Annotated in this window: 14 protein-coding genes and 1 tRNA gene; 1 reads left to right on the forward strand and 14 read right to left on the reverse strand. The window is 39.5% G+C overall.

Annotated elements, in window-relative coordinates; genetic code table 11:
* Positions 1–14: 14 nt before the first annotated feature.
* The 13 genes from HMPREF2574_RS04710 to HMPREF2574_RS04770 form a co-directional block, all read right to left on the reverse strand.
* The gene (locus HMPREF2574_RS04710; RefSeq protein WP_024052187.1) at positions 15–785 is read right to left on the reverse strand and encodes an acetyl-CoA carboxylase carboxyl transferase subunit alpha; all 771 of its coding nucleotides are present in this window, start codon (positions 783–785) and stop codon (positions 15–17) included.
* Positions 782–1,645 (reverse strand): acetyl-CoA carboxylase, carboxyltransferase subunit beta, encoded by an 864-nt coding sequence (accD, locus tag HMPREF2574_RS04715; RefSeq protein WP_024052188.1) that lies wholly within the window; start codon positions 1,643–1,645, stop codon positions 782–784. The genes HMPREF2574_RS04710 and accD overlap by 4 nt, the downstream gene beginning before the upstream one ends.
* Positions 1,646–1,665: 20 nt before the next feature.
* Entirely contained in the window at positions 1,666–3,033 is a 1,368-nt protein-coding gene (locus HMPREF2574_RS04720) for an acetyl-CoA carboxylase biotin carboxylase subunit (protein WP_024052189.1), read from the reverse strand.
* Positions 3,034–3,050: 17 nt separating this feature from the next.
* A complete protein-coding gene (gene fabZ / locus HMPREF2574_RS04725; protein WP_070241535.1) occupies positions 3,051–3,473 on the reverse strand; it encodes a 3-hydroxyacyl-ACP dehydratase FabZ in 423 nt (140 codons plus the stop codon).
* Positions 3,470–3,949, reverse strand: a complete 480-nt coding sequence (accB, locus tag HMPREF2574_RS04730; protein WP_024052191.1) for an acetyl-CoA carboxylase biotin carboxyl carrier protein — start codon at positions 3,947–3,949, stop codon at positions 3,470–3,472. The genes fabZ and accB overlap by 4 nt, the downstream gene beginning before the upstream one ends.
* Entirely contained in the window at positions 3,950–5,182 is a 1,233-nt protein-coding gene (gene fabF / locus HMPREF2574_RS04735) for a beta-ketoacyl-ACP synthase II (protein WP_070241534.1), read from the reverse strand. It lies immediately after the preceding gene.
* Between the two features lie 62 nt (positions 5,183–5,244).
* Positions 5,245–5,979, reverse strand: a complete 735-nt coding sequence (fabG, locus tag HMPREF2574_RS04740) for a 3-oxoacyl-[acyl-carrier-protein] reductase (protein WP_024052193.1) — start codon at positions 5,977–5,979, stop codon at positions 5,245–5,247.
* Positions 5,980–5,981: 2 nt separating this feature from the next.
* Positions 5,982–6,908, reverse strand: coding sequence for an ACP S-malonyltransferase (gene fabD, locus HMPREF2574_RS04745; protein WP_070812226.1), 927 nt, complete (start codon positions 6,906–6,908; stop codon positions 5,982–5,984).
* The gene (fabK, locus tag HMPREF2574_RS04750; RefSeq protein ID WP_024052195.1) at positions 6,901–7,875 is read right to left on the reverse strand and encodes an enoyl-[acyl-carrier-protein] reductase FabK; all 975 of its coding nucleotides are present in this window, start codon (positions 7,873–7,875) and stop codon (positions 6,901–6,903) included. The genes fabD and fabK overlap by 8 nt, the downstream gene beginning before the upstream one ends.
* A 263-nt stretch (positions 7,876–8,138) precedes the next feature.
* Positions 8,139–8,363: an acyl carrier protein gene (locus tag HMPREF2574_RS04755; protein ID WP_003026017.1), complete on the reverse strand. Its 225-nt coding sequence runs from the start codon at positions 8,361–8,363 to the stop codon at positions 8,139–8,141.
* Positions 8,364–8,416: 53 nt separating this feature from the next.
* Positions 8,417–9,391, reverse strand: coding sequence for a beta-ketoacyl-ACP synthase III (locus tag HMPREF2574_RS04760; RefSeq protein WP_024052196.1), 975 nt, complete (start codon positions 9,389–9,391; stop codon positions 8,417–8,419).
* Positions 9,391–9,825: a fatty acid biosynthesis transcriptional regulator FabT gene (locus HMPREF2574_RS04765; RefSeq protein ID WP_022527109.1), complete on the reverse strand. Its 435-nt coding sequence runs from the start codon at positions 9,823–9,825 to the stop codon at positions 9,391–9,393. Before HMPREF2574_RS04765 ends, HMPREF2574_RS04760 begins: the two co-directional genes overlap by 1 nt.
* Positions 9,826–9,917: 92 nt before the next feature.
* On the reverse strand, positions 9,918–10,709 hold the full coding sequence (locus tag HMPREF2574_RS04770; RefSeq protein ID WP_024052198.1) for an enoyl-CoA hydratase: 792 nt from the start codon (positions 10,707–10,709) through the stop codon (positions 9,918–9,920).
* A gap of 167 nt (positions 10,710–10,876) precedes the next feature.
* Here HMPREF2574_RS04770 and HMPREF2574_RS04775 point away from each other — a divergent pair, with 167 nt between their 5' ends.
* On the forward strand, positions 10,877–12,226 hold the full coding sequence (locus HMPREF2574_RS04775) for an aspartate kinase (protein ID WP_024052199.1): 1,350 nt from the start codon (positions 10,877–10,879) through the stop codon (positions 12,224–12,226).
* A gap of 614 nt (positions 12,227–12,840) precedes the next feature.
* Here HMPREF2574_RS04775 and HMPREF2574_RS04780 read toward each other — a convergent pair.
* Positions 12,841–12,914: transfer RNA gene (locus HMPREF2574_RS04780), tRNA-Asn, on the reverse strand.
* Position 12,915: the final 1 nt, after the last annotated feature.

Below are 12,915 nucleotides of genomic sequence, written 5' to 3' on the forward strand. Positions count from 1 at the left end.
ACTTCTGATTTTTATTAGTATTTTCGAAATCGTTGGTAACGTGCTTCTAAAAGTTGTTCAAGTGGTAGTTGAGACAAATTTGCTAATTCAGCGACTATTTCTTGTTTCACAGCATACAATAAATCCTGATTGCTAAGCCCTGCTTCTGGAATCACCTTGTCCACTACTCCCATATCAAGAAGCTCATGAGAAGTGATTTTCATGAGTTCTGCAGCTTCCATAGCACGACTGCCGTCTTTCCACAAGATAGAAGCAAAACCTTCGGGACTAAGCACCGCGTAAATTGAATTTTCTAGCATCCAGACCTTGTCTGCAACAGCTAAAGCTAGTGCTCCTCCAGATCCGCCTTCACCGATAATAATAGCGATAATCGGCATCTTTAAATCGCTCATCTCGAGCAAATTACGCGCAATAGCTTCTCCTTGACCGCGCTCTTCAGCCCCAACTCCCGGATAAGCACCGGCTGTATTGATAAACGTAACGACAGGACGACCAAATTTCTCTGCCTGCTTCATCAAGCGAAGTGCCTTTCGATAACCTTCTGGATGAGGTTGTCCAAAATTCCGTTGCAAATTATCCTGTAGATTGCGCCCTTTTTGAATCCCAACAACGGTGATGGGCTGACCATCTAAAGTTCCGATTCCACCTATAACCGCTCCGTCATCTTGAAAAGAACGATCGCCATGTAATTCAATAAAATTCTCGCAAATTCCTTGTGCAAAATCCAAAGCTGTCAATCGTGCCTGATCTCGTGCTTCTTTAATAATTCGGGTAATCTTTGTCATTGTTCACCTCCATGGAAAGCCAAGAGCATTGCAATGGTGGAGCGCAATTCCAAACGTTTGACAATAGCATCAACAAAACCATGTTCAAACAAAAATTCTGCCTTTTGGAAGTCATCTGGCAATTTTTCACGAACGGTTGTTTCAATTACTCGGCGACCTGCAAAGCCAACAAGCGCTTGTGTCTCAGCCAGAATGATGTCTCCTTCCATGGCAAAAGAAGCCGTCACCCCACCCGTGGTCGGGTCTGTTAAGATCGTCAAATAAAACAAACCAGCATTAGAATGGCGTTTCACTGCTGCGGATACTTTAGCCATTTGCATCAAACTCATAATGCCTTCTTGCATGCGAGCGCCACCAGAAGCTGTAAACAAAGTGACTGGCAACTGATGTTCTGTAGCATATTCAAAAAGACGAGTAATTTTTTCTCCAACGACTGTTCCCATAGAAGCCATGATAAAGTTGGAATCCATGATCCCCAGTGCAGTTTTTTGACCACCGATTGTCGCAATTCCTGTCAATACCGCTTCATCCAAACCTGTTTTTTCACGGACAGTCCTTAATTTTTCACGATATTTAGGAAACTTCAAGGGATCTGATGTTTCAATTCCTGTAAATAATTCCTCAAAACTATTGGCATCTACCGTTAAATTGAGGCGTTCAAAAGCTGAAATACGAAACGTATAGCCACATTGCGGGCAAATCCGTTCACTTCCCAAATCTTTTTGGTAAATGATATGCTTACATCCTGGACACTTTGAAAACAGTTCATCCGGAAACTCTGGTTTCACTTGAGGTTTCTCACGACTGGAACGGTTTGGATTGATCCGAATATACTTATCCTTTTTGGAAAACAAAGCCATGACTTATATCCTTTACTCCTCTACTTTTTCTTTTGATAAGCTGGTAAAAATTTCTCCATAAGAAAAGCTGTATCATAATCGCCAGCAATGACATGTGGGTCTGAAATCAAATCTAACTGAAAACCGCTATTTGTCACAACGCCGTCGATTTCTAATTCATAGAGCGCACGCTGCATTTTCATAAGTGCATCAAAACGATTTTCACCATGAACAATAATCTTGGCAATCATGCTGTCATAATACGGCGGAATCGTGTAGCCAGGATAAACTGCAGAATCCACACGCAACCCCACTCCCCCACTAGGTAGATAGAGATTGGAAATCTTTCCCGGACTTGGTGCAAAGTTAAATGCAGGATTTTCTGCATTGATTCGGCATTCAATCGCGTGACCTGTTATATGAATATCTTCTTGGTTAAAAGGCAGCTCTTGCCCCGCAGCAATTTTTATTTGCTCCTTGACAATATCCACTCCCGTTACAAATTCCGTTATCGGATGCTCCACTTGGACACGTGTATTCATTTCCATGAAATAAAATTCTCTTTTGTCTTCGTCAAATAAGAATTCAATCGTTCCAGCGTTTTCATATCCGACAGATTTTGCAGCTCGAACAGCTGCTTCCCCAATCTTCTGACGAAGCGTTTTGCCAATCGCAACCGACGGACTTTCTTCCAGCACTTTTTGATTATTTCTTTGAAGTGAACAATCGCGCTCGCCTAAGTGGACAACATGACCATGTTGGTCAGCCAAAATTTGGACTTCAATATGCCGAGCCGGATAAATAACCCGCTCCATATACATGGCGCCATTTCCGAAAGCCGCTTTGGCTTCTCTGGAAGCCGATTCAAAGGCGGCCACTAAATCTTCCACCTTTTCGACTTTCCGAATGCCTTTGCCACCACCGCCAGCAGAAGCTTTCAGCATGACTGGATAACCGATTTTTTCTGCAACCGCAAGTGCTTCGTCTGAAGTATGAACTTCGCCGCTAGAACCTGGAATTACAGGCACATTAGCCTTAATCATCTGAGCACGCGCATTGATTTTATCACCCATTAAATCCATTACCGCTCCCGAAGGACCAATAAATTTAATGCCAACTTCCTCGCACATGGTCGCAAACTTAGAATTTTCACTCAAAAAGCCAAAACCCGGATGAATTGCTTCAGAGCCTGTTAAAACAGCTGCTGACAATACTGCATTCATATTGAGGTAGGATTCTGTCGACTTTGCCGGACCTATACAAACCGCTTCATCCGCCAGTAAAGTATGGAGAGCTTCTTTGTCAGCAGTAGAATAGACTGCTACTGTCGCAATCCCTAACTCTCTAGCTGCACGAATAATTCTGACCGCAATTTCCCCACGGTTGGCAATTAAAATCTTACGAAACATGGTGAAATCTCCTTTTCTTACTGTCCGAGGGCAAAAGTCAAAGTACCACTCGCTGCCAACTTCCTATCAACTTCTGCTTTCGCTTCCACAACCGCAATGGTGCCACGACGCTTCACAAACTTCGCTGTCATGATGAGCTGATCACCAGGAACAACTTGTTTTTTAAATTTCACCTTGTCCATTCCAGCATAAAAGACCAATTTCCCTTTATTTTCTTCTTTGGATAATTCCAAAACACCGGCTGTTTGAGCCAAAGCCTCCATAATGAGAACTCCCGGCATGACAGGATATTCAGGGAAATGTCCGTTGAAAAAAGGCTCATTGATTGTAACATTTTTAAGTGCTACAATCTCATCTTCTTTCACTTCCAACACACGATCAACCAACAGCATAGGGTAACGATGTGGAAGAGCTTCTTTTATCGCATTGATATCAATCATTTAATCCGCACCAAACCTTTCCCAAATTCGACCATTTCTTCATTTTGGACAAGGATTTCCGTCACAATACCGTCCTTAGGTGACGGAACTTCATTCATCACTTTCATGGCCTCAATAATCATCAAGGTTTGCCCTTTCTTCACTTGGTCGCCAACGGAAACAAAAGAAGGTTTATCAGGACCTGAAGCAAGATAAGCAACTCCAACCAATGGACTTTCTACTACATCGCCTTCAGCTGTTAGCACTTCTGGACTAACCGTTTCCTCCACAATTGGAGGAACAGTTGGCTGGGTAACTTCGACTTGTGAAACAAGATTGGTGTTCACTATTGAATCCTCTGCAGAAGGAGCAATTGATTCAACTGTTCTTTCATTTTTACTGAAGGTTAATTCATCACTTTGATTTTTATAAGAAAATTCACGCAGACTTGATTGGTCAAATTGAGCCATCAAATCTTTGATTTCATTGATATTCATTTAAGCCTCCCAGCGCTTGAATGCAAGTACAGCATTGTGCCCACCAAAGCCAAAGGTATTTGAAATCGCATATGGAATATCATGTTCTTGCCCTTGACCATAGATGACATTCGCCTCGATATCATCTGAAAGTTCTTGCGTTCCTGCAGTCATCGGTACAAAGTTATGACGCATTGCCTCAATCGTTGCAATAGCTTCTACTGCACCAGCTGCACCAAGAAGGTGACCTGTGAAAGATTTCGTAGAAGAAACCGGTACTTCTTTCCCAAGAACATTAACAATCGCTTGACTTTCACCTTTTTCATTGGCTTGTGTAGAAGTTCCATGAGCATTCACATAGGCAATATCTGAAGGTTGTAATCCTGCTTCTTCAATGGCTAGTTTTATAGCTTTAGCAGCCCCTGTACCAGCTGGTGATGGTGTTGTCATGTGATAAGCGTCACAAGTATTTCCATACCCCACAATTTCTGCTAAAATCGTTGCCCCACGTTTTTCAGCATGTTCTAGACTTTCAATTACCAAAACACCTGCCCCTTCTCCCATTACAAATCCATTCCGATCTTTATCAAATGGAATAGACGAACGTTTTGGATCTTCATTTGTAGAAAGAGCTGTAAGAGCTGCAAAACCTCCGATGCCAATTTCGTTGATAGAGCATTCAGAACCACCTGCTAAAACAACATCTTGAAAACCAAATTTGATTTCACGGAATGCTTCTCCAATAGCATCATTAGAAGACGCACAAGCAGTTGTAATAGATTTACATACCCCATTAGCTCCCACACGAATAGCGATATTTCCGGCTCCCATATTTGAAAGTGCTTTAGGAATGAAGAGCGGTTGGATACGATTGGCTCCTCTTTCATGCATTCGGATAATTTGATCTTGCAATTCTTTTAAGCCACCAATCCCACTAGATACAATGACACCAAACCGATCATGGTCAACTGTCTCGGCATCTAGATGAGCATTTTCTAACGCTTCTAAAGCTGCATGAATGGCATAAATAGAATACATATCCATACGATTTTTGTCTTTTTTAACAAAATGTTTTTCTAGCGGGAAATCTTTAATTTCTGCTGCATTATGTACACCAATCACACTAGGATCAAAATTCGTAATTGGACCAATACCAATCTTCCCTTCTTTTAGACTATCCCAAAACTCTTCGGGTGTGTTTCCAATAGGTGAAGTTACTCCATATCCTGTTACAACAACTCGATTTAGTTTCATTTCAAACTCCTTTATTAAGAAAATATATCACATGCTTAAAACTCGTACGTTTTAGTCATCTTCTACCTCATGGTTAACCCGCCATCAATGGCAATGACTTGCCCAGTTAAATACTCTTGACGAGCTAGAAAGGCTGCCACTTCTGCCACTTCGCTGGTATTTCCAAAACGTTTCATTGGAATTTGTGCTAACGTAGCTTCTTTCACTTTATCAGACAAAACATCAGTCATATCTGACTCAATCATACCTGGCGCAATAGCATTCACTCGTACATTGCGGGCTGCTACTTCACGCGCTACAGACTTAGTAAATCCAATCAGTCCAGCCTTAGAAGCTGCATAATTTGCTTGACCGACATTACCAATCAAACCAACCACACTTGATACATTGATAACAGCACCTTGACGAGCTTTCGACATTGGCTTCAAAACCGCTTGAGTCATATTAAAAGCACCAACAAGATTCACTTTCAAGACCTGTTCAAAATCTTCCTCTGTCAGTTTTAGCATGAGTTTATCTTTTGTAATCCCTGCATTATTGACCAGAATATCCACGCTTCCAAGTTTTTCGATAGCCTCTTCTACCATCCGCTTGGCATCCGTGCTATCTGACACATCACCAGAAATCGGAATCACTTGTGCCCCATAATCTGAAAATTCAGAGACGAGTACCTCATCAATCTCACGGCGACCGTTTAAAACAATGTTGGCACCTAGACTCGCAAACTTATGTGCCATTGCAAAACCAATTCCACGTGTTGAACCAGTTATAAAAATATTTTTACCTTTCAGTTCCATACCTATTCCTTATTTTCTAGAAGAGTAGATAAACTTCTAACATCTTCAACGTGAGCAACCTTTGCTGATTTATCAATTTTTTTAATAAAACCAGACAGAACCTTACCTGGACCAATTTCAATAAAATCAGTTACACCTGATTTTTTCATTGTTGCGATACTATCATAAAAACGAACCGGTTCCATTACCTGACGAGTTAATAGCTCTTTTATCCGTTCTTTTTCCATGACAGCTGCTTCTGTATTTCCTACCAAAGGGAGTTTAAAATCAGTAAATTCGACTGTTGCTAAAACTTTTGACAATTTATCACTTGCAGGTTTTAGCAAAGCTGTATGAAATGGACCAGAGACATTCAAAGGGATGAGACGCTTAACACCAGCTTCTTTTAACAATTCTACTGCTTTGTCAACCGCTTCAACTTCACCACCAATAACAATCTGACTAGGCGTATTGTAATTTGCTGGTGATACAATTCCCAGCTGACAAGCTGCTTGACAAGCTGCTTCAATAGTTGCCACATCTGCGTTTAGTACAGCAACCATTTTACCAGAGCCAGCAGGAGCTGCTTCTTCCATAAAAGCACCACGTTTCGCAACCAAAGCAACCGCTGTTTTAAAATCCAAAGCACCTGCTGCTACCATGGCAGAGTATTCCCCAAGAGAAAGGCCTGCTACCATATCAGCTTGCATTCCTTTTTCTTGCAATAATCGGTAAATAGAAACCGAAGTGGTTAAAATTGCTGGCTGAGTATGGCGTGTCTGGTTGAGCTTTTCTTCCTCATTATCTATCAGATATCGTAGATCATAGCCCAATACTTGACTTGCTTCATCATAGTTTGCCCTCACTACATCAAACTGATCGTAAAGGTCACGAGCCATTCCCAGATACTGAGCACCCTGACCTGCAAATAGAAAGGCTGTTTTAGTCATTTCTAGTTACTCCTGCCCAACGGCTAGCTTCTTTTTGGATTACCTCTGCTGCACCGTAGTAAATATCTTTTAAAATTTCTTCAACTGTTTCTTCTTTGCTGACAAGCCCCGCAATTTGTCCTGACATGACAGAACCATGTTCAACATCACCGCGAACAACTGCATTTGCAAGAGCGCCAGCTCCTAAATTCTCAAAAACAGTTAAATCAGGATTTTCTTGCTTAAAAGCATCCTTTTCTGCTTGATCAAATTCTCTAGTTAGTTTATTTTTCAAAGCTCGTACTGCATGACCAAAATGTTGAGCAGAAATGGTTGTATCAATATCCCGAGCTTTCAAAATCATATTTTTATAATTTTGGTGCGCATTTGACTCTTTTGCAACGACGAAACGTGTTCCCACTTGAACAGCCTCTGAACCAAGCATAAAGCCTGCAGCTGCACCGCGACCATCGGCAATCCCTCCTGCTGCAATTACAGGAATATCAACTGCTTCAACTACCTGACGAACCAAAGTCATGGTGGTTAATTTTCCAATATGCCCACCTGCTTCCATTCCTTCAGCAATGACTGCATCTGCACCAATTTTTTCCATTCGCTTAGCCAATGCTACACTTGGAACTACTGGAATGACTGTAATACCTGCGTCGTGGAAACGAGTCATATATTTACTTGGATTTCCTGCACCAGTTGTCACAACCTTGACACCTTCTTCAATCACTAAGTCAACAATATCTTCCACAAACGGTGACAACAGCATGATATTCACGCCAAAAGGTTTGTCTGTCAATGACTTAATTTTATCAATATTAGCTTTGACAACTTCTTTTGGTGCATTACCACCACCGATAATGCCAAGACCTCCCGCTTTAGAAACTGCACCAGCCAAGTCACCATCAGCAACCCAGGCCATCCCACCCTGGAAAATAGGATATTTAATATTTAACAATTCTGTAACACGTGTTTGCATAATACCTTCCTTTATATTGCTTAAGTAATGGCTCAATCCTTTCAGTTCAAGCACTTGTATACTTTGAAAATCAAACTATTACCTAAACAAGAGGGAGTGAAACATGCCATCCAACCATAGATTTTATTGTTCCACCCCAGCAAAATCAACTGTCTCTTGCTCTTTTCTCAAAAGAAAATCGGTTATACAGTCAACTTTACTGCCTACCTCAATACCTTTTTCAAAAGAGGGCGAGAATCTTATCTCAGCCCCGTTTCATCTTTTTATTTTGTTTTTTCTTCAACGTAGGCAACTAAGTCACCAACTGTGTTCAATCCTTCTTCGGTTTCGATTTGAATATCGAATGCATCTTCAATTTCTGAGATAACTTGGAACAAATCCAATGAATCTGCGTCAAGATCATCAAAAGTTGACTCAAGAGTAACTTCTGAAGGTTCTTTACCAAGTTCTTCCACAATAATTTCTTGTACTTTTTCAAATACTGCCATGATAGACTCCTTTAAAAATAAATATTTATATTCATGTGTTTACCACATAATAACTAAATTGTAACAATAAGTGTGCCCCATGTCAAACCTCCACCGAATCCTGACAACAAAACTGTTTGACTGCCATCAAGGTGAATGAGTCCTTTTTCAACACACTCAGATAAAAGAATTGGAATGCTCGCTGCACTCGTATTCCCATATTCCATCATATTTTCAGGAAGTTTTTCCCTTGCTACACCAATCTTTTTCGCCATTTTATCTAAAATACGAATATTGGCTTGATGTAATAATAAATAGTCAATATCCTCTACTTGAATATCACTGGATTCAATTGTATTTTTTATAGATTTTGCCACATCTCGAATAGCAAAATCAAAAATTTTACGACCATCCATCGTCAAATATGGTGCCGCTTCTTCCTTTTCAGAATAAGGTGAAGATAAACCAAACTTACCACAAGTCAAACTTTCCCCACGCGAACCGTCTGTATATTGACTTTCAGCTAAAAAATGCTGCTGCTCTGAGCTCTCTAGCAAAACACCACCAGCACCATCACCGAAAAGAACCGCAGTTGAACGATCAGACCAGTCAAGGACTTTTGATAAGGTTTCACTTCCTATAACAAAACCCTTCTGGTAACGACCTGAAGAAATCAACTTTTCAGCTGTTGATAAAGCAAAGATAAATCCACTACAAGCCGCTGTTAAATCAAAGGCAAAAGCATGATTTGCACCAATATTTGCCTGAACTCGTGCAGCCGTTGAAGGCATCATAGAGTCTGGGGTAATAGTTGCCACAATGATAAAGTCTAGCTCATCTGCATGGATATTCGCCTTTTTCAACAATTGTTCTGCCACCTTGGTAGCCAAAACACTCGTTGATTCTATTTGTGATAAATGACGACGCTCTATTCCTGTTCGACTTGAAATCCATTCATCGCTCGTATCCATTATTTTTGCCAAATCATCATTTGTAACTACCTGACTTGGAGCATAATGAGCAACTTGACTAATTTTAGCATAGTTCATTATTTCAAATCCTCTAAAAAATGATACAGATTAGTCAGACCTTTTCCCATGACCTTCATCTCTTCAGCATCCATTCCTTCAATGATTCTTTCAACCATTCTCTTGTGAAATCTTCTGTGCAAGCGATAAATCAGGCGACCATTTTTTGTCAAATTCAGATGAACGACACGACGATCAACTTCTGAACGTGTCCGTTCAATATAGCCTTTTCTTTCAAGGTTATTTAAACTAGTTGTTACGGTACCTAATGTCACCATCAATTCCTTTGCTACGCTACTAGGAGTCGCATTGGGATTTTTCCCAACAACATCAATCGTGTGCATTTCTTTGATAGAGATATCTTTGAAGCGACTGCCTCTCAAACTAGATTCTTCAATAACCAATACATTATTGAAAATAGATGTTAAATAATCATTGACCAATTGGTAATCCAAAAATCTATCCTCCTCTAACAAAAAAACTTTCAACATCAAAACATTTGACTAGAAAAGTATATCAAATATCAAATTAAATTGCAACTACTTTTTTACTTCCCAGAAAATTTTGGTCGACGCTTCTCAGCATAAGCTCGCACCCCTTCTTTGAAATCTTCTGTGAAAGCCAATGTCTTTTGCAACTGTAGTTCGAGTTTTGCATACTCATCCCAACCAGTAAACAAACTCTTCCATACCAATTCTTTAATAGCACGATAAGAATTAAGTGAATGACGTTTCAACTTCTTAATCACTTGATTCGTTGTAGTTTCTAACTTTTCAACTTCACAAACTTTATACAAAAGACCATAATTTAAAGCTTTTTCTGCGTTTAACGGTTCACCTGTCATTGCTAATTGAGTTGCTCTCGTCACACCAATCGCTCTAGCAAGTAAATATAGACCACCCGCATCAGGAGCAAGACCTACCCCCACAAAAGCTTGAATAAAACGAGAACGCTCCGTTGCAATACAGAAATCTGCAGCTACCACCATGTTAGCTGCCGCACCAGCAACTGGTCCATCTACACTCATAATGACCGGCTTAGATAGTTGTTTCATTGAGTAAGAAATTTCATTGACTAATTCAGCAATTTTGACCAAAGACTGAATATCATCTGCCTCCACCGCTCGTTGCATTTCTGCCAAATCACCGCCAACAGAAAATACTTTCCCATTTGCATTGATGAGCAAAATTTGGATTTCTTCATCTTCAGAAGCCATTTTTATCGCTCTTAAAATTTCTTCACACATGGGAACATTAAACCCATTGGAAACCTCTGGGCGATTCAAAGTCAATGTTGCAACACCGTCATTAACGTTATATAAAATATTTTCAAATTGCATTTAATTGCCTCCGACAATTATTTTCTTTGTCAATTAAATTATTTGAATATCAAATAATATGGTTACATTCTAACATAAAATATTTGCTTTAGCAAGTAAGCACAAGTAAATTTGAAAAGATTTCAGAATTTTGCTATAATTTAAACAATCAGCCTATAGGAGAATTTATGAAAGTTGTTAAATTTGGAGGAAGTTCACTTGCCTCTGCTGGTCAATTAGAAAAAGTATTACAGATTATAAAAGCTGATCCTGAACGTCGATTCGTGATTGTCTCTGCGCCTGGGAAGCGATGCACTCAGGATACAAAGGTAACAGATGCCCTCATTAAATATTATAGAGACTATGTTGCTGGTAATGACGTAACAAAGCACCAACAATGGATTATTCAGCGTTATCGAGATATGGCGTTAGAACTGCAACTCAAACCAAATATTCTAGAGAGAATTTCAAAAAGTTTCCAAAAGCTCGCAAGCCTTCCTATCGAAAATAATAAGTTCTTGTACGATACTTTTCTTGCTGCCGGTGAAAATAACAATGCGAAACTCATTGCGGCTTATTTTAGACAAAATGGCGTAGATGCTCGTTATGTTCACCCTAGAGAAGCAGGACTCATTGTATCCAGCGAACCAGGAAATGCTCGACTTCTCCCTTCCAGTTATGATAAAATCGAAGAATTAAATGAAGCTGACGAAGTATTGATTATACCAGGGTTCTTTGGAGTAACAAAAGATGACCAGATTTGCACCTTTTCACGTGGTGGGTCTGATATTACTGGCTCCATTATTGCTGCCGGTGTAAAAGCTGATCTTTATGAAAATTTTACAGATGTTGATGGTATTTTTGCAGCACACCCTGGCATTATCCACATGCCACACTCCATTCCAGAATTAACTTATCGCGAAATGCGCGAATTAGCTTATGCAGGTTTTACTGTATTACATGACGAAGCACTCATTCCAGCTTACCGTGGGAAAATTCCACTCGTTATTAAAAATACAAATAACCCTACTCATCCTGGTACAAAAATTGTTTTAAAGCACAGCAACAGGGACTTCACTGTAGTAGGTATTGCTGCGGATGCCCATTTCACCAGTATTAACATGTCTAAATACCTCATGAACCGTGAAATCGGTTTTGGTAGAAAAGTTCTGCAAATATTGGAAGATCTAAATATCCGCTGGGAGCACATGCCTACCGGTATCGATGACTTATCTATTATTCTTCGGGATCGTGAGTTAACCCCCATTAAAGAGGAAGAAATTCTTCGTCAATTAAGACAAAAATTAGAAGTTGACCACGCAGAAATCGAACATGATCTCTCAATCATTATGATTGTCGGTGAAAAAATGAAAAGTCACATCGGTTTGACTGCTACCGCAACTAAAGCACTGTCAGATAATCACATTAATATCCAAATGATTTCCCAAGGATCTAGTGAAGTTTCTATCATGATTGTTATCAATTCCAAACAAGAAAAAGCAGCTATAAAAGCACTGTACAAAGCTTTTTTTGAATAAAAATTGAGAGTCTAGGTAAAAATTCATAAAAATAGTCAAAAAGCTTAAAATCAACCTTTTAATTAACTTGATTTTAAGCTTTTTTCGCTATAAGCGATTATTACACTTTGACCATGAATTGGGTTTTTGCTCAGCCACTTGCATTATATTAACCCCAAAATCTTGATGTAGTAGCTGATGATAAAAGCAACAGCATAGCGTAGGTAGGAGTACGAACTAAAAATTTTCAAATTTTGATTGATTGCTATGCGTAATCTCCCCAGAGTGTATTATTTATAGGTGAACTCGTCAGGCATCTCACCTGGAAATCTATTACAAAATATAATCATCCATGAGCAGTCTAAAAACCAAACAATCTTAATTTGATTGAGATAATACAATCCTCTCGATAAATGAAACAGTGTAACTCATTCTCTAAAAATGAAAATTTTAAAAAAATACATTCTCATTGTTTTGAACATAAAAAAAGAGAATGAACTTCGTCCTCTGCTTTTCATCAACCAAGAGCCTGAATTAGTGTTATAAATAATAATTTTAACCCGAGATTCTGCATTCTATTTTAAAAATAGCAAAAAAGAAACCCGATTATATCAAGGTTTCTAATCATGTATCAACTCCGGCAGTAGGACTCGAACCTACGACATCATGATTAACAGTCATGCGCTACTACCAACTGAGCTATGCCGGAT

It is taken from the genome of Streptococcus sp. HMSC034E12 (genome assembly GCF_001835915.1).
GTDB classification, from domain to species: Bacteria; Bacillota; Bacilli; order Lactobacillales; family Streptococcaceae; genus Streptococcus; species Streptococcus vaginalis.

Excerpts from the sequence above, each read along its gene's own strand:
- HMPREF2574_RS04710 (WP_024052187.1), bottom strand. The coding sequence starts at position 785 with ATGACAAAGATTACCCGAATTATTAAAGAAGCACGAGATCAGGCACGA.
- accD (WP_024052188.1), bottom strand. The coding sequence starts at position 1,645 with ATGGCTTTGTTTTCCAAAAAGGATAAGTATATTCGGATCAATCCAAAC.
- HMPREF2574_RS04720 (WP_024052189.1), bottom strand. The coding sequence starts at position 3,033 with ATGTTTCGTAAGATTTTAATTGCCAACCGTGGGGAAATTGCGGTCAGA.
- fabZ (WP_070241535.1), bottom strand. The coding sequence starts at position 3,473 with ATGATTGATATCAATGCGATAAAAGAAGCTCTTCCACATCGTTACCCT.
- accB (WP_024052191.1), bottom strand. The coding sequence starts at position 3,949 with ATGAATATCAATGAAATCAAAGATTTGATGGCTCAATTTGACCAATCA.
- fabF (WP_070241534.1), bottom strand. The coding sequence starts at position 5,182 with ATGAAACTAAATCGAGTTGTTGTAACAGGATATGGAGTAACTTCACCT.
- fabG (WP_024052193.1), bottom strand. The coding sequence starts at position 5,979 with ATGGAACTGAAAGGTAAAAATATTTTTATAACTGGTTCAACACGTGGA.
- fabD (WP_070812226.1), bottom strand. The coding sequence starts at position 6,908 with ATGACTAAAACAGCCTTTCTATTTGCAGGTCAGGGTGCTCAGTATCTG.
- fabK (WP_024052195.1), bottom strand. The coding sequence starts at position 7,875 with ATGCAAACACGTGTTACAGAATTGTTAAATATTAAATATCCTATTTTC.
- HMPREF2574_RS04755 (WP_003026017.1), bottom strand. The coding sequence starts at position 8,363 with ATGGCAGTATTTGAAAAAGTACAAGAAATTATTGTGGAAGAACTTGGT.
- HMPREF2574_RS04760 (WP_024052196.1), bottom strand. The coding sequence starts at position 9,391 with ATGAACTATGCTAAAATTAGTCAAGTTGCTCATTATGCTCCAAGTCAG.
- HMPREF2574_RS04770 (WP_024052198.1), bottom strand. The coding sequence starts at position 10,709 with ATGCAATTTGAAAATATTTTATATAACGTTAATGACGGTGTTGCAACA.
- HMPREF2574_RS04775 (WP_024052199.1), top strand. The coding sequence starts at position 10,877 with ATGAAAGTTGTTAAATTTGGAGGAAGTTCACTTGCCTCTGCTGGTCAA.